Here is a 14,816-nt window from a genome sequence, read left to right on the forward strand (position 1 = left end):
AGTCGCAGATCGCTCCGGAGCAACTTCCCAAACTTACCCGAATCCAAACCACATTGCAAACCAGCGTCTCCGCGGTCCACGGCTCAAACAAGGATCCCCACCCGGATTCCACACGCCATAAAAGCGCCGTTTTCCAGGCCATTCAGAAGAGGGTCGGTCGCTTTCTTTCCGCATCAGCGGCGGCGACTCGAATTACTTTACACACCCCCGGCGGCCGGTGCAAATCGACCGTCGGGCGCGGATCCGGCGCCCGATGCCGACCCTCTGGCGTCGCCCCAAGCCGACCCCCGGAGGTGCCCCGGACCCACCCCCTGACAGGGCGCCTGGCCAAGCTTCCGACCCTGCACATGACCGTAAGCCAACCGTAACTAGACAGAACGGTCTGTCTCGCATAAATTTTTAGGACGTTCTCTGCCCAAAGGGCAGTGGTCCGTCATCGCTGAAGCAGAACGGCGTATCAAATGTGCACGCCATGAAAGAGCCAAAAATGACTGCAACACACTTTGACCGCTTCGTAGCCGAGGCCCTCACTGCGGACCGGGAAACCGACTCCGGGCTGACTCCGGACGAGCTCTATGGCCTCTACACCAGCTGGAGCCTGATCAACACGATACAGCCCGAGTCCCCCGAGGCCTTGCGGGCAGGTCTGAAGGAACTCGGCATCGATCCGGATCACAATGAGTTGTCCATGACTGGCCCGGCCGCGGCGGACTATATCCTCGCCAGCGCCCCCAGCCTCATCTAGCTCCACTGCTCCAGGAAGAGCCGACACGCACCGGCTCTTCCTGGAGCGTTAAAGGCCGATGCTTCCAATCGGACGCCGGCCTTCCAAGCCGCGTTGTTATTAACCCGCTCCTGCCAGCACCCCACACCAACCTACGCACCGCACGCCTTTTGGCGCGCTCGGGAAAATTCAAGGTATCCAATGGACGTACTGTCCGGCATTTCAGCAGGAACGTTCCTCGGCGGACGATACCGCGTCGTGGACCAGATCGGTTCCGGTGCAATGGCCAACGTCTACCGGGCTACCGACGAATTCCTCGGCCGGGACGTGGCCGTCAAGGTGGTCATCAAGCCCGCCAACAGGGATGCGCAGGACGACGACGCGGAACTGAAAGTCCTCGCACGCCTGAACCACCACAACCTGGTCACGCTCCTGGACGCAGGAGCGGACAGGACCGAATCCGGCCCCCGCATCTACCTCGTGATGGAGCTCGTGGAGGGCCCGGACCTCCGCCGCCGCCTCCAGGACGGCCCGCTCTCGTCCCGGCACACGGCCCAGATTGGCCACGATCTGGCGGACGCGCTCACCTACATTCATGACAGCGGCGTAGTCCACCGCGACGTCAAACCCGGCAACATCATGGTCTTCGACTACCACCACGATGCCGCCCGGATGCGCGCGAAGCTGACCGACTTCGGCATTGCCCTCATGGCGGACACACCGCATGTCGACACCGGTGACGTTCTCGGAACCGCGGCATACCTCAGCCCGGAGCAGGCGATGGCCGAACCGGTGGGGCCCGCCAGCGATGTCTACTCCCTTGGACTTGTGCTGCTTGAATGCCTTGCAGGCGAGCCCGTATTCAAGGGCGATCCGCTCCAGAGCGCCGTGGCGCGACTGATCAGGGACCCTGAAATTCCTGCCGGCTTGGACCCGGAATGGCAGCAGTTGCTGGCGGCCATGACGGCACGGGACCCGCAGGACCGGCCCTCCACGCGCGAAGTAACCCAGGCCCTCTACGACCAGACCGTCAACAGCCGCGGGAAGCACAAGGTGGACACCGCCATCATCCCCGCCAACGAGGACGCGCGCATGGAGGCTGTCCACCGCTACGGCATTCTCGATACCCCTCCGGACGGCTCCTTCGACAGGATCACGGCACTCGCGGCCCGGGTCTTCTCGGTGCCCATAGCGATCGTCTCCGTCGTGGACCATGACCGCATCTGGTTCAAGTCCCACCACGGAATCCCTGCGGAGGAAATCAACCGGGACCCAGGTCTGTGCGCTTCGGCGATCCTGCAGGACGACCTCTGGGTTGTGGAGAATGCCCCCCATGACCCGCGGGCCTTGGCCAATCCGCTTGTTGCCGGGGAGTTCGGTCTTGGTTTTTATGCGGGTGCGCCGCTGACTTCACGGGATGGCTACAACCTGGGCACGCTGTGCATTCTCGATTACAAACCCCGTGTCCTCGCCCCGGAAGATGCAGCAACGCTCCGTGACCTTGCCGCCGTCGTCATGAATGACCTCGAGCTCCGGCTCGAGAGCCGGAGTTTGGCACCCGTCCGTCCCTGAGCTGGGCAACGAGGGAGACCCCGACGGCGGGAGGCCGGCAAACGCCGCGGGCTTCCCGCCGTCGGGCTTGGATCCCCGCTGCCGCCCCTCCCCCAATTAGCCCCCGCACAGCCCAACCTTTCCGTAGCATCTCCGGGCAATGCTGGATGTGTCCGCAAATGCAATTGGGGGGGACATGACTTTTCGGGCCAGCACGATTTCCAGCCGGGATGACTACCGGGGGCAGCCATGAGCCCCCTGGACATCCACTTCGATGAGCCCTCTGTTCCGGTGCCCGACTGGTCCGCCGGCAGTCCAGGCGTCGATGACGGGCCAGCCCCCGTTGTCCACCGTTTCCTTCGATTACCGTCGGTTGGTCAAAGGGCCGCCGCTCGCCCGGACGCCGACCGGGGCAGCTACCTAACAGGATTCTGCGCCGAGTTCCGCGCAGAGAAGGCTCGACGGCGGGGTGGTCGCCAGCGCTGCCGGCCCTCCCGTCGTCGAGGTACACTGCAGCTGCCGAAAGCAGCTTCCCCAAGCCGATGACGCCCCTGCGCCCGGCTGCTAGTGTGGCGAAATGGCAACAGCAATGGTTCGGCCCAGGAACGGCAAGATGATCGCCGGCGTCTGCGCGGCCCTCGCCGCCCGCTTCGGCATCCCCAAGGCCCTCGTCCGCATCGGCTTCGTGCTCTTCGGCCTGTTCGGGATCGGTGAATTCGTCTACATCGCCTTGTGGGTCATCATTCCCAAGGAGGCTTAGCCTCAGTCCGGCTGCCGCGCCGGGGGCGTGTCCGTTCGGGCTGGGCTGCGGGGAGTCTCGCCTAGCCGCCGGTGTGGTGGATGGTGAATGCGGTGAGGAACCCCACCGATGCCACCAGGCCCGTGAGGTTGTGGTGTTCCTCGAACGCCTCGGGAATCATCGTGTCTGCGAGCATGGCCAGGATGCCGCCGGCGGCGACTGCGGTAATGAAGGCCACGAGTTCATCGGGGGCGCTCTCCAGGGCTGTGAAACCGATAAGGGACGCCAAGCCGCTGAGGATGGCGATGCCGCCCCAGACGCCGAACACATATTTGGCGCTGCGGCCCGCCTTCTTCATCCCGGCGGTGCTGGACAGCCCTTCCGGGACGTTGGAGATGAACACGGCCGCGAGCATGGCTGGGCTGACGGCACCACCGGCGATCAGGCCCACGCCCAGAACCACTGATTCAGGGATGCCGTCCAGGAGCGCTCCGATGGCGATGGCAGTGCCGCTTCCCGGGGTGTCCTTTTCGGAGGGCTGCAGTTCCGTGGAGCGTTTGCGGTGCTTGGCCCCGGATTTCGACAGCATGGTATTGGCGCTGACGTAGATCAGGGATCCGGCCATGAATCCTGCGGCGGTGGGCCAGAGGCCGCCACCCTGCACGGCTTCGTCAACGAGCTCAAACGCGAGCGCCGAGATCAGTACACCGGCGCCGAAGGCCATGATGGAGGAGACCAGCTTCGGCGGGACCGTCCATTTCCAGGACAGCCACGAGCCGAGCACCAGCGCGCCTCCGGCAAGTGTTCCCCAGAACATGGCCTGCGCCCACATCGGCATGTATCCCCTTCCGCGGCCGCCAGGCCTGATCGTTCGCTTGGAACCGCCATCTGCTGCAGGCAGGCGCCGGTCCCGAAACCACGAGCATTCTCGCAGACAGGAGGACGGGGCCAGCGGCGGCGTGCCGTCAGCATGCTGATCAAATGCGGACAGAGGCACTCGAGACGGACCGCGCCCTCCGGGACGCACCACTGGGCGTGGAAAGCTAGAGGCGGCGCCGCCCTTGCGGCTTGCTGCCGATGCTCGCCGTCGGCGCATCCCAGAGCCCGGCGAGGCTGGATGCCCCGCGGAGGCCGGCGATGGCCCGAACCACATTCACACTGGCCCTGGCGTCAGCACCCGGGCCGGCCTCGGCGGGCGGCAGACTGAGCGCGGAAAGGACGGCGTCGAGGCTGTACGTCGGCAGATCCAGCTGGCTCCGTGCCAGCTGCAGGGCGCAGTAGAAGTCCTTCGCGGGGAGATCCAGCTTCAGGTGCCCGCTCGCCTTGCGCATGACATCGGCGTCATGGGGGGCGTCGAAGGCAACCAGGGGATCTTCGCAGGTGAAGTGCAGGATCCCTTCAACGGCCATTTCCCAGCCGGCGGCTGTGGAGACGTCCTGTTCGGTGACGCCGTGGCGCCCGGTGTGGACGGGATCGAACCGGTTAAGTCCTGCCGGCGGCTTGATCAGCCAGGACGTCGTGTCCACGATGCGTCCGTCCCGGACTTTCACCAATCCCACGCCGCACACCGACGCAAGGTCACTGTTGGCCGTTTCGAAGTCGATGGCCGTAAAGCATATTCCTGGCACTGCTTGCCTCCCCCTGGCATTGTTGCCGGAGGCCAAAGCTTGTCGTTCTGCCCCCTAGCCAAATTATCTTCGCAGACGGGATGCCAGATTACTTTCCCGGGCGGATTGTGAAGCCGGCGGTGATGAACAGCCGGTGAAGACCAGGCTCAGCGTTCGAGGACGGCCTTGAGATTCTGCACAAAGACCTTGTTCCGGCGCGGCACCATGAAGGCCATTGCCGGTGCCATCAGCATGCCGAGTCCACGCGGCCTCATGTCCACGCTCCGGGTAAATTTGGCGCCCTCCGGTGCGGGTTCTACCTTGTAGGTGATCAGGGGCTGGAGCCCGGCGAAGTCCCCTCGGTACACCAACTGCTCCCCCGGCGTCACGTCCAGTGCAGTGAACTGTCCGTCGGTCTTGCCCATGAACGGTTTGAACCGGAGGGGATAGGTCTTGCCGACGGAGGGCACGGGATCGGTGGCCGCGTCCACCGAGTCAATGTCGACGTGCCAGTTGGGCTCGTTGCGAAGATCCGCAACGTAGGCGAAGACGTCTTCCGGGGTCCGCCTGATGACCACACTTTCAGCCGATCTGACCACGGATCCTCCTCGCGCCCGCCACCTGAACCAAACCAACCGCCGGACGTCGAGGACGTGCGGCGATGAGCCGATTTGTGGCTCTCAGTTTACGCTTAGGGCCGCGGTCTGGGCACTCGGCCGGCTGCAGTCCGCAGCCCAAGCAACTACCCGTTGACACCCCGCCGGGTGCGGAGTACCACGGGGCTTAGACGGTCCAATCCCGGGCCGTCTCTGGTTTGTTCTGAAAGCCTTTAGGAGCGCGCTATGCCCATCGCCGTCATCCTGGATTTCCCCGGCGGAACCCTCGAACAGTACGACCAAGTCGTCGAGAAATTGGGCTTCACGCCCGGCGGACCCGGTGCCCCGGGCGGCCTCACCCACTGGGTGGCAGCCACGGACACCGGGATCCGCGTAGTGGACACGTGGGAGAGCCGGGAGGCCTTCGACACCTTCACACAAGCGAAGACCCTTCCCACCGTCGCCGAGGTCGGCATCCCTGGCCCGCCGGAGATCACCTTCTTCGACGTCCACAACTACCTGACCGCAGGCCCGAAGGCGTAAGCCACTCACCTACATGGGGGACGCCGCCAGGGCCTTCTTCGCCAATCCCGACCTGAAAGACGCCAAGCAAAGGGGCAGCGTCCAGGGCAACCCGAGGATTGAGTCCTTCGAATAGCCGGCCCGCCTGCAGACGGACCAAAAAGCATTGGAAACCCCGACGGCGGGTGGCCGGCATTGCTGCCGGTCACCCGCCGTCGAACTTTGCCCTGGTTGGGTCCGTCGACACCGATCCCGCTGGTTGAGCCTGTCAAAACCGGGTTTAGTGCCTTCGCGCTCAGCGCTCGGGATGCAGGTCCTTGCTCCAGAGCACGGCGCCGTTGGCGTTGCGGAGGCTGACGGAGAAGACGTCGTCCTCGCCGAGGTCCACGTGGCCGAAGAACTGGCTCTCGCCGTTGCGCGGGGACTGGTTGGCGTAGGCACCGGCCTTGAAGAATGCGACCTCGGGGCCGAAGGTGCCGTCCATCTGGCTGGGGCCGAACGTTCCGGCGTTGATGGGGCCGGCCACGAATTCCCAGAAGGGGTCGAAGTCGCGGAAGGCCGCGCGCTCCGGCGAGTAGTGGTGTGCGGCGCAGTAGTGGACGTCGGCCGTGAGCCAGACCACGTTTTTAACCCGGTTGCGCTTGAACGCGGACAGCACCCCGGCGATCTCGAGTTCCTTGCCCAACGGGGCTCCGGCGTCGCGGTTTGAGAGGGATTCCTCGTTCACGGTGCCGTCCGGCACGATGATGCCGAGCGGGAGGTCGGCGGAGATGACCTTCCAGGTCGCCTTGGACTTGCTCACTTCACGGATGAGCCAGCGCGCCTGCTCCTCGCCGAGGATGTGGGTGAGGCTCGTTTCCTTGCCGTCCGTGTTGGGGTCCTTGAAGGTGCGCATGTCCAGGCAGAAGACATCCAGCTGCGGGCCGCGGGAGATCTTGCGGTAGATGCGGGCGGGCTCGAAGCCGGTGCTGCCGTCGCTCAGCTGCGCGATCGGCTGGTACTCCTGCCAGGCCTGGCGGCCGCGGGCGGCGAGCACGTCTGCGCGGCGTTCGGTGTAACGGGCGTCGGTGATGATCTGCCCGGGGTACCAGTTGTTGTGGGTTTCGTGGTCGTCCCATTGGGCGATCACCGGCACGTCGGCGTAGAGGGCGCGGATGTTCTTGTCCATCATGTTGTAGCGGTGCCTGCCGCGGAACTCGTTGAGGGTCTCGGCCACCTTGGACACTTCCTCGGTGACCAGGTTGCGCCAGACCTGGCCGTCCGGCTCGGTGACCTCGGCGGTGATGGGGCCGTCAGCGTAGATGGTGTCGCCAGAGTGGATGAAGAAATCCGGCTTGGTGGCGTGCATGGCCGCGTATCCGCCCATGCCGCCGATCTCTTCGTTGATGCCCCAGCCCTGGCCGGCGGTGTCGCCGGTCCAGACGAAGCTCTGCTGGCGGGCTGTGCGGCCGCTGCGGAATGTGCCGGTACCGGGTGCCGTGCTGAACGAGCCGTGCGCAGTCTCGCCGGCGTGACCCTCGGCGTCCTCGAAGTGCATGGTGAGCGCGAAGCGGGTGCCGGCCGGGAGGTGCTGGGCGTTGATCTTGGAGGTGAAGTCGGTGGCCTCGCTGGCCGTGGTCCCGCGGAGCATGCGCTGGAAGGCGCGTCCGCCCCGGAGCGGGGTTCCGTACTCGTCCACGGCCAGCAGGTTGGCCACGAGCCGGCCGGGACCGGAGGCTCGGGACCAGAGCACGCCGGAGTTGGTGGTGACGTCTCCGGTGGAGATGCCGGACGGGAGGGTGAGGCGGTTGCGGACCAGCGGGACGCCGGATGGGCGGGCGGCGTGCGCGGGCACAATGAGTGAGGGTGCGACGGCGGCAGCACCGGCAGCGGCGATGGCACCTTTGAGGACGTTTCGGCGAGTGAAAGCAGTCATGGTGCCATCGTTGACGGCGCTTGTGAACCGTTGGAGACGTGGGGGTGAACACTTGAGTGAGAGCTGACAACTGTTTATTTCAATTGGGGATTTAGCGAAATTGTCTTCCCAAGCACGCGCGGCAGGGACTAATATCCTGCACCTAGGCATTAAGCAAAGAAGATAATGCCGGGAGCGGACCCTTACTTTCGAGTAAGAAATAATGAGTGGGAATCGGTGCTTTGCGCCTTCTCCGCGGCGACTCGTTAGCAGCACTCTCCACCGGGAGCTGCCCTATTGGATATTAATCTGCGAATACCCACCGCCCATAGAATCTTTCATTCGCAAACCTTCGACGCGTCTTTTGTCGAGCGCTTCCCAACCAAGCTTGGATGGAGTTTTGTCATGAAAAGAATGCCTGTTTTGTTGTGCCTTCTAGCGGGCCTGCTCGGAGGAACGGGAGCCGTGGCCACCGCGGCACCCGAGCCGATCGGCACATTCACCTTTACTCTCAAAGAGTGCGGCTTCCGAATCGAGGGTGTGCTCACAGGTAAGTCGAACTTCATTGAGCTACCCGGCGGAGCATTGCTCACGTCTCCCGGCCAGGAAGTGACTCTGACAAATGTGAAGACCCGCGAAAGCGTTACCTATGTGATCACGGGATCCTCGCATATTACAACCTCGGCATCGGGCAACCAGACCATTACAGCAACGGGGCGCAATGTGTTGACCATTCCGGTAGGCGACAGGAAAGGAGTCTACTTGACCGTGGGCAGCGTAACGTATGTGCTCGACAGCAGGGGAAGGCAAGTTAGCCCGTTCGAGGGCGATGCCCAAGTGACGAATATCTGCGAGTTGCTCGCCTAAATTCGTCATTTCACCATCCCTAGTGCCGTCGTACCCGGTGGCCGGCATCTCTGCCGGCCACCCGCCGTCGGGCATTCCTATTTTGGCCGAAACGTCAGCGCGACGGCAGTTGGTCCACGAATGGGATTTGGGTGACGTATTGCTGGTAAAGCTTCAGTGCGTCGTCAATGGGAATGTGGCCAAAATCCAACGTGTCCTGCAGCCCTTCCAGTTGGGCGTTCGTTGTTTCCGCTGCGCTGACCCTGTCGGTCAGCGCATGTGAATTGGCGAAGTTGGTGGCCAGGGCCGCCGCGACGGACAGAATTACGGCTGCCAGGCACAGGAATCGCCACACCACGGAATCGTCGCCGAGCGAGAATATGCCCTGTACTGCTTCGGTGAACCCGGTGCCCCCAGCCGCCGGTCCGGCGGTGACCATGGCGGCTAGTGCGCTACCCACGATGCTGATGTTTGAGAGCCTGTTCCGCCGGGGTCGTTCCCGCCCCAGGTAGGAGCGGATGGTCTCTTGCTTCTGTTGGATGCGGTCGGACAGCCTTTGACGCGTTTCCGGTGATTCGTCCATGATCTGCTACCAGCCTCCCTGTCGGACGGTATCTGCGATCAGGATCCCACCGCCCCGATGCGCGGTCCAGACTCGACTGCTCCAGCGCGGGCAGTCCCACTGGCCGCAGAGGAGTAAGGCTGGAGCCCAAGTTAGGCAGAGGGAATGAAACGCCTGACACTGCGAATGTGCTTGGCGGCAGCCGCGGCCCAACGGCCGCAGTCACCCGTTAGCGTGCGCGTGCAACATCCATGAACGCCACGTGGGAGACATATTGCTTATAGAGCATCGCCGCTTCGTCGATCGCTATGTGGCCGAAGCCCAGGGACAGTTGCAGCCCTTCCAACTGTGCGATGGCCGTCTCCGCTGCGCTGACCTTCTCGGCCAGAGCCTGGGAGTTGGCGAAGTTCGTGGCGAGCCCCGCCCCGACGGAAAGAATTACCGCTCCCAAACAAAGAACCCGCCACACCACCGAAGGGTCCCCAAGGGAAAGGGTGTCCTGGACGGCGGCGGTGAACCCTGTGCCACCGAACGCCGGACCTGCCGTGAACATAGCCGCCAGCACACTCCCGACGACGCTGAATTCGGTGAGTTTGTGCCGGCGGGGCAGTTGCCGTCCCAGATAGGACCGGATGTCCTGCTGTTTCTGGTCGATGCGGTCGGACAACCTCTGACGTGTCTCCGGCGAATCCTCCATGATCTGCCACCAGCTTCCCTCTTCGAGAGTGTGTGCGATCAGGATCCCACCGCCCCAATGCCCGGTCCAGAGTTCATAACAACAAACGCCGCGAGCGGCAGCCAACCGACACGAAGACCGGACAGGTTTGTCTCTCTGTCCCGGAACGCCGCGGTTTGTGTACGTTTAGGTTCTAGCGACGGGACTGCAATGAAGCAGGACCTAGCCTGAGGCAGGCACCGGACGAGAGGCGACGAACATGGCAAAGACATCGGGTGTGGCACCACGGCTGGCCAAAGCGCTGGCGATTGTTTTGGGCACGGAGGAGATCCCCGTCCGGCTGCGGGCGTGGGACGGATCGGAAGCAGGCCCGGCAAACGCACCGCTTATCGAATTCACGTCGCGGCGGTCATTGCGCCGGATCCTGTGGTCACCCGGGCAGCTTGGCCTGAGCCGGGCGTACGTGGCCGGAGAAATCGATCCTCACGGCGACATCTTTGCAACCTTCGCGGCGCTGAGCTCCGCCGGCAAGTTCGCCGAGCCCGGCCCCTTCAAGAAGCCAACGGCGCGTGAGCTGGGGACGCTGCTCACCACTGCCGTCAGTTTGGGCGCGGTCGGACCGAACCCCGCGCCGCCGCCCGAAGAAGCGAAGGTCGAAAAGCACGGGCACCGGCACTCAAAGAAACGGGACGCCGCGGCGATCTCGCACCACTACGACGTCGGCAACGACTTCTACCGTCTGGTCCTCGGCCCGTCGATGGTCTACTCCTGCGCGGTGTTTGACAGTGAAGGCATCTCGCTTGAGGCAGCCCAGCAAGCGAAGCTCGATCTGGTCTGCCGGAAGCTGGGGCTGAAGCCGGGAATGCGGGTCCTGGACGTGGGCTGCGGCTGGGGCAGCTTTGCGCTGCATGCCGCTGAGCACTACGGGGTCAACGTCGTCGGCGTGACGCTATCCACCGAACAGGCGGAACTGGCGCGCAAGAGGGTGGCGGAAGCCGGGCTGACGGAGCGGGTGGACATCCGGGTTCAGGACTACCGCGATATCGACGACGGGCCGTTCGACTCGATCAGCTCCATCGGCATGTCAGAGCACGTGGGCCGCGAACAGATCGGCCACTACGCTTCTCAGCTCCACGGGCTGCTGCGCCCCGGCGGCCGGCTGCTCAACCACGCAATATCGTGGAACGCCGGGCCCACAGAGGATGACCCCGACTCCTTCATCCCCCGCTACGTCTTCCCCGACGGCGAGATGCTGAGCCTTTCAGACATGGTTGTGGCGCTGGACGGCGGCGGCTTCGAGGTGCTCGACGTCGAAGCCTTGCGCCGGCACTACGCCCTGACGCTGCGGGCCTGGGTGAGAAATCTGGAGGAGCACTGGGATGAGGCAGTGCGGCTCGCCGGCGCGGGCCGGGCCCGGATCTGGCGCCTCTACATGGCCGCGAGCGCACTGGGTTTCGAGGACGGGCTGACGGGTGTGAACCAGGTGCTGGTGCAGCGGAAGGGCGGGGCAGAGCCGCCCCTGCGCCGGAAGGATTGGATCTGATCCGCTGACTGGGGTTGTCGCTGATCGAGCCTGTCGAAACCAGGTGCGCAGAACTCGGATCTCGACAAGCTCGATCAGCGGGGACAAGCTCGATCAGCGGGGAACGCCGGTTGAGCCTGTCGAAACCAGGTGCGCAGAACTCGGATCTCGACGAGCTCGATCAGCGGGGAACGCCGGTTGAGCCTGTCGAAACCGGGTGCGCAGAACTCGGATCTCGACAAGCTCGATCAGCGGGGACAAGCTCGATCAGCGGGGCAAGCTCGATCAGCGGCGCCCGGCTCGGCTCAGTCACATGCCCGGATGGACCTTTACGAAGTCGATCTTGTTTCCGGGGCTGGTTTTCTTTTGCGGGGAACGCGAGAATCCCTTCGCGTCAAGGTGGTTTTGTGCTCGGTATTCGGCCAGGGCGTCGTCGTAGGCCTTGTTGAGCCGGCCACCGGCGATCTCTTCTACTGTGCCGTCGGCAAAAGTGATGGAGATCAGGACGCTTTCGGGAAAGTGCCGGTTCATCCGGATAAAGCCTTCGGCATCCTGCTGGAGAGTAATCAATGTCTTCCGCCTTCGTTTCAGTGGCTTCCAGTCTCCCCCACTTTCGGGCCGCGCGGTGCGGCGCCGTCATCACACGACAACCCGCGGACGAAATGTGTCCGTTCCAACGGCACCGGGAATGCCGCTCCTGCTAGCCTCCTCGTATGACAACCGGACCGGGGGTAGGGTCAACCGATCCTCGCGGGACGGCCCCAGAGAAGACGCCCGCCGATTTTTCCAGCGCAGCTCCCGCCGAAGCCGCCGATGCGCCAACGGATCTGACAAGCCCCACTTCGACGGCGGACCCAACAGGTCCGGCCCGCACGTGGAGCCTGCAGCGCGAGTGGTCCAGGGCCTTCATCTTCATGCTCTTGGCACTGGTCTTGGGCGCGATCGTCACGATTGTGGGCGTACGGGCCGTGGTGCACCAGATGGAAACGACGGCCGGCCGGCTCCAGCTCGAGTCGGGGAAGGTCGCGCAGGTGGCCGCGGCGGTTGACGACCACGAACAACTGGGGCATCAGCTGCTGGCCGATGCGCCGGTGAACCGTCAGGCGTTCATGCTGCAGCAAAAGGACATCTCGGACAAGTTCGATAAGGCCGCCGAGGTCCTCGCGGATCCCGAGGACAGCGGCATCCAGTCCGCGCTCCTCGGCGCGCGCCAGGACTGGCAGGCGGCGCTGGCGGCACGCGGCCTCTGGGGAGACCAGGTGCTCGAACTGGACGGGAACCACGTGGCTGAGACCCCCGCCTTCGCGGCAGCCAGCAAGGGTGTGCGCGATCAGCTGGCAGGCATCCAGCGTTCGTGCTGGCGACGTTGGACCGGGGCCTCGTTGACACCGGCGACCTCGAACAGCTGCTCCTGATCGCCAGGACGGGGCTGTTGATCCTGGCCGTCGGCGCCACCCTGTACTTCCGCCGCCGCATGGTCAAGGACCTGATGCGTCCCGTCAACAGCCTGCGCCGCGGCGTCCACAAGCTGCAGGCCGGGGACTACAGCCACCGCATCGACATCGCCAGGCGGGACGAGCTGGGCGAGTTGGCCACCGCGTTCAACGGAATGGCCGCCGCCCTCCAGGACAGCCACCGCACGCTGACACACCGGGCGACCCACGACACCCTCACCGGACTAGCCAACCGCGCTGCCCTGACCGAGCGCCTGGCGGCGTCATTTGAAACCGGCAGCGACCTCAGGACGCGGCACGAGGGCCTCCTGTTCATCGACATTGACGACTTCAAGGACGTCAACGACTCCTTCGGCCACGAGGGCGGCGACGACCTGCTCATCCAGCTGGCGGCCCGGCTCCGGGCCAGCGTCCGCAGCCACGACATGGTGGCCAGGCTGGGCGGTGACGAGTTCGCCGTCGTCGTTCTGGACAACGACGACGGCAGTCCCGCCACGGGGCCCGTCGCCGAACGGATCTACGAGACGCTGAGCGAGCCGTTCCTCATCGGCGATCATCCCCTGACCGTCTCCGTGAGCATGGGCGTGGCCCAGAGAAGCGCCGAAACGGCCGACGCCGCTGAGCTGCTGCGGCAGGCGGATTCCGCCATGCACGCGGCGAAACTCGGCGGCAAGGCGCGCTACGAGGTCTACAACGCCGAGGGGAACCAACCGAAACGGCACGTGCATCCGGTGCGGTCAAAGCAAGGCTCAGACACCGCCGGGTGGTGAACCCGCTGGTTGAGCTTGTCAAAACCACTGGCTTTGAGAACCGCGGTTAGCCCTCACGGACAGAGTCGAAGTCCACCTGTGTGACCAACCCGGCCGAACGGAACCAATCCTTGGCCCCTGCCTGGACCGCCGGCAACGCCAGCTGCTCAACAACCCGTTCAGGTGGTCCTTCGAAGACTGATTTCTCATCCTCCAGGTCCCGCCCAGTCACGCTGCCAGCGAGAAGCCGGAAGAGGGCCGGCTGATCCATCAGGGGAAGCTCCGCACCGTGGCCATCGTTGAGCACACCCCAGCTCGACGCATAGAGCGAAAAGGTCGCCGGACGTTCGCCGTTGTCCAATACGAGCCCACAGTCCTTCCCGTTGAGCTCCAACCGCCGGTAGTTGTGCTCCGTTGCGTCCAGCGCCAGCAACTGGCCCTCATCAAGCCACGACACCCAGACCGTGGTGCACTTCCCCGTCCGGGAGTACGGGGCGGCCGCAATGTAGCCGGCAGTGCTCACGTGGGCGGAATGGCCAACGCCAATGTTGTGTAGCCGGCCACGGACCATCGGCAGAATCCTGCTGACCGGCTGGCCGTAGTTTGCGAATTTTCTCCTCATGACATCAGGGCTGGAGTTCGAGCCGATCGAAACTACCAGCGACCGGGCGCCCAGCGGTGCCGCGTCGGCCCCGGAGAGGACCGCGTTTAGGTCGGCTGCCAGCCCCAGAGGCAGGAAATCCTCGCCGAGGACGACACCCGAGGCTTCTGGCGGATCCCACGGATAGTGCAGCGGATCCAGCCGGACGGACATCGTGGATTCGTTCCCCATCGGCTCAACTTTGTCGCCGCCCGGAAGACACCTGGCCATATATCGAGCCTACTCCCGGCCGCCGCACATCCGATCAGCTGCGGCCCTAGCCGTCAGGCGGCGCCGGGCCGTGCCGCCAGCTTTCCGTTCAGGGCTGGACGCCGCCCGGCTCAGCGATGCCGAGTCGCGCTCCGTGGACATCGCGGGCTGATCACCTCTTCGGAGCCACGACGGCGGGAGGCCGGGACACGCTCCCGGCCTCCCGCCGTCGTAGTTTTGCGGTAGACCTGTCGAAACCCGGCTAAAGCCGCGCCTCCGAAAACGGCACGCTGGGAAGGTTGCCGGCTTTCCACGGTTCGGTGGAGCGCACACTGGGAGTGTGGCCCCGTCCGTCATGAACGACGGAGCGGACCGTGGCCGAGACAACCCAGAGTCCGACAAGCAGGATGAGCAGTACCATTGCGGTGCACCTCGGGTGATTGAGTGTGGATTGGGTGATTTCAGTGTCCCCAGGCGGCGTGTGAGCAAGCGTGTGATGCTACGCAGACGCCGAAGAAGCGCGG

At 64.5% G+C, this 14,816-nt stretch carries 17 protein-coding genes; 8 read left to right on the forward strand and 9 right to left on the reverse strand.

Annotation, left to right across the window (positions count from 1 at the left end; genetic code table 11):
* The first annotated feature begins 487 nt into the window (after positions 1-487).
* From AC1DD3_RS20225 to AC1DD3_RS20235, 3 genes are all read left to right on the forward strand, one after another.
* Complete coding sequence (locus AC1DD3_RS20225) at positions 488-745, forward strand: hypothetical protein (RefSeq protein WP_230121523.1); 258 nt, start codon at positions 488-490, stop codon at positions 743-745.
* A gap of 180 nt (positions 746-925) precedes the next feature.
* Positions 926-2,296, forward strand: a complete 1,371-nt coding sequence (locus tag AC1DD3_RS20230) for a GAF domain-containing serine/threonine-protein kinase (RefSeq protein WP_476882385.1) — start codon at positions 926-928, stop codon at positions 2,294-2,296.
* Positions 2,297-2,852: 556 nt separating this feature from the next.
* Positions 2,853-3,035 carry a PspC domain-containing protein gene (locus tag AC1DD3_RS20235; RefSeq protein WP_230120122.1) on the forward strand — a complete coding sequence of 61 codons (183 nt, stop codon included), beginning with the start codon at positions 2,853-2,855 and terminating at the stop codon, positions 3,033-3,035.
* Between the two features lie 61 nt (positions 3,036-3,096).
* Here AC1DD3_RS20235 and AC1DD3_RS20240 read toward each other — a convergent pair whose 3' ends face one another.
* From AC1DD3_RS20240 to AC1DD3_RS20250, 3 genes are all read right to left on the reverse strand, one after another.
* Complete coding sequence (locus AC1DD3_RS20240; RefSeq protein ID WP_230120121.1) at positions 3,097-3,852, reverse strand: ZIP family metal transporter; 756 nt, start codon at positions 3,850-3,852, stop codon at positions 3,097-3,099.
* Positions 3,853-4,057: 205 nt separating this feature from the next.
* Positions 4,058-4,642, reverse strand: a complete 585-nt coding sequence (locus tag AC1DD3_RS20245; protein ID WP_476882386.1) for a 3'-5' exonuclease family protein — start codon at positions 4,640-4,642, stop codon at positions 4,058-4,060.
* A 146-nt stretch (positions 4,643-4,788) separates the two neighbouring features.
* Positions 4,789-5,220 carry an SRPBCC family protein gene (locus tag AC1DD3_RS20250; protein WP_230120119.1) on the reverse strand — a complete coding sequence of 144 codons (432 nt, stop codon included), beginning with the start codon at positions 5,218-5,220 and terminating at the stop codon, positions 4,789-4,791.
* Positions 5,221-5,463: 243 nt separating this feature from the next.
* Here AC1DD3_RS20250 and AC1DD3_RS20255 point away from each other — a divergent pair, with 243 nt between their 5' ends.
* Positions 5,464-5,760, forward strand: a complete 297-nt coding sequence (locus AC1DD3_RS20255) for a hypothetical protein (protein WP_230120118.1) — start codon at positions 5,464-5,466, stop codon at positions 5,758-5,760.
* A gap of 274 nt (positions 5,761-6,034) precedes the next feature.
* On the opposite strand, the gene AC1DD3_RS20260 is transcribed toward AC1DD3_RS20255, so the two are convergent.
* On the reverse strand, positions 6,035-7,654 hold the full coding sequence (locus AC1DD3_RS20260; protein WP_476882387.1) for an alkaline phosphatase D family protein: 1,620 nt from the start codon (positions 7,652-7,654) through the stop codon (positions 6,035-6,037).
* Between the two features lie 276 nt (positions 7,655-7,930).
* On the opposite strand from AC1DD3_RS20260, the gene AC1DD3_RS20265 reads away from it, so the two are divergent.
* Complete coding sequence (locus AC1DD3_RS20265; protein WP_230120116.1) at positions 7,931-8,500, forward strand: hypothetical protein; 570 nt, start codon at positions 7,931-7,933, stop codon at positions 8,498-8,500.
* Positions 8,501-8,594: 94 nt separating this feature from the next.
* Here the strand turns inward: AC1DD3_RS20265 and AC1DD3_RS20270 are convergent, their stop codons facing one another.
* Together AC1DD3_RS20270 and AC1DD3_RS20275 are read right to left on the reverse strand one after the other, a co-directional pair.
* Positions 8,595-9,062: a hypothetical protein gene (locus AC1DD3_RS20270; protein ID WP_476882388.1), complete on the reverse strand. Its 468-nt coding sequence runs from the start codon at positions 9,060-9,062 to the stop codon at positions 8,595-8,597.
* Between the two features lie 208 nt (positions 9,063-9,270).
* Entirely contained in the window at positions 9,271-9,738 is a 468-nt protein-coding gene (locus tag AC1DD3_RS20275; RefSeq protein ID WP_230120114.1) for a hypothetical protein, read from the reverse strand.
* Positions 9,739-9,976: 238 nt separating this feature from the next.
* Here AC1DD3_RS20275 and AC1DD3_RS20280 point away from each other — a divergent pair, with 238 nt between their 5' ends.
* Entirely contained in the window at positions 9,977-11,260 is a 1,284-nt protein-coding gene (locus tag AC1DD3_RS20280) for a class I SAM-dependent methyltransferase (protein WP_476882389.1), read from the forward strand.
* Between the two features lie 288 nt (positions 11,261-11,548).
* Here the strand turns inward: AC1DD3_RS20280 and AC1DD3_RS20285 are convergent, their stop codons facing one another.
* The gene (locus tag AC1DD3_RS20285; RefSeq protein ID WP_230120112.1) at positions 11,549-11,809 is read right to left on the reverse strand and encodes a hypothetical protein; all 261 of its coding nucleotides are present in this window, start codon (positions 11,807-11,809) and stop codon (positions 11,549-11,551) included.
* Positions 11,810-11,952: 143 nt separating this feature from the next.
* Between AC1DD3_RS20285 and AC1DD3_RS20290 the strand changes: the two genes are divergently transcribed.
* Together AC1DD3_RS20290 and AC1DD3_RS20295 are read left to right on the forward strand one after the other, a co-directional pair.
* A complete protein-coding gene (locus AC1DD3_RS20290) occupies positions 11,953-12,654 on the forward strand; it encodes a hypothetical protein (protein ID WP_476882390.1) in 702 nt (233 codons plus the stop codon).
* Entirely contained in the window at positions 12,594-13,463 is an 870-nt protein-coding gene (locus tag AC1DD3_RS20295; RefSeq protein ID WP_476882391.1) for a diguanylate cyclase domain-containing protein, read from the forward strand. Before AC1DD3_RS20290 ends, AC1DD3_RS20295 begins: the two co-directional genes overlap by 61 nt.
* A gap of 46 nt (positions 13,464-13,509) precedes the next feature.
* Here AC1DD3_RS20295 and AC1DD3_RS20300 read toward each other — a convergent pair whose 3' ends face one another.
* Positions 13,510-14,274, reverse strand: a complete 765-nt coding sequence (locus AC1DD3_RS20300) for a hypothetical protein (RefSeq protein ID WP_476882392.1) — start codon at positions 14,272-14,274, stop codon at positions 13,510-13,512.
* 280 nt (positions 14,275-14,554) lie between these two features.
* A complete protein-coding gene (locus AC1DD3_RS20305; RefSeq protein WP_230120109.1) occupies positions 14,555-14,713 on the reverse strand; it encodes a hypothetical protein in 159 nt (52 codons plus the stop codon).
* Positions 14,714-14,816 lie beyond the last annotated feature (103 nt).

Source organism: Arthrobacter sp. 05T444 (assembly GCF_056395905.1).

Bases quoted from the DNA above. Each gene is read 5' to 3' on its own strand.
- AC1DD3_RS20225 (WP_230121523.1), top strand. From the start codon at position 488: ATGACTGCAACACACTTTGACCGCTTCGTAGCCGAGGCCCTCACTGCG.
- AC1DD3_RS20230 (WP_476882385.1), top strand. From the start codon at position 926: ATGGACGTACTGTCCGGCATTTCAGCAGGAACGTTCCTCGGCGGACGA.
- AC1DD3_RS20235 (WP_230120122.1), top strand. From the start codon at position 2,853: ATGGCAACAGCAATGGTTCGGCCCAGGAACGGCAAGATGATCGCCGGC.
- AC1DD3_RS20240 (WP_230120121.1), bottom strand. From the start codon at position 3,852: ATGCCGATGTGGGCGCAGGCCATGTTCTGGGGAACACTTGCCGGAGGC.
- AC1DD3_RS20255 (WP_230120118.1), top strand. From the start codon at position 5,464: ATGCCCATCGCCGTCATCCTGGATTTCCCCGGCGGAACCCTCGAACAG.
- AC1DD3_RS20260 (WP_476882387.1), bottom strand. From the start codon at position 7,654: ATGACTGCTTTCACTCGCCGAAACGTCCTCAAAGGTGCCATCGCCGCT.
- AC1DD3_RS20270 (WP_476882388.1), bottom strand. From the start codon at position 9,062: ATGGACGAATCACCGGAAACGCGTCAAAGGCTGTCCGACCGCATCCAA.
- AC1DD3_RS20275 (WP_230120114.1), bottom strand. From the start codon at position 9,738: ATGGAGGATTCGCCGGAGACACGTCAGAGGTTGTCCGACCGCATCGAC.
- AC1DD3_RS20280 (WP_476882389.1), top strand. From the start codon at position 9,977: ATGGCAAAGACATCGGGTGTGGCACCACGGCTGGCCAAAGCGCTGGCG.
- AC1DD3_RS20290 (WP_476882390.1), top strand. From the start codon at position 11,953: ATGACAACCGGACCGGGGGTAGGGTCAACCGATCCTCGCGGGACGGCC.
- AC1DD3_RS20300 (WP_476882392.1), bottom strand. From the start codon at position 14,274: ATGGGGAACGAATCCACGATGTCCGTCCGGCTGGATCCGCTGCACTAT.
- AC1DD3_RS20305 (WP_230120109.1), bottom strand. From the start codon at position 14,713: ATGGTACTGCTCATCCTGCTTGTCGGACTCTGGGTTGTCTCGGCCACG.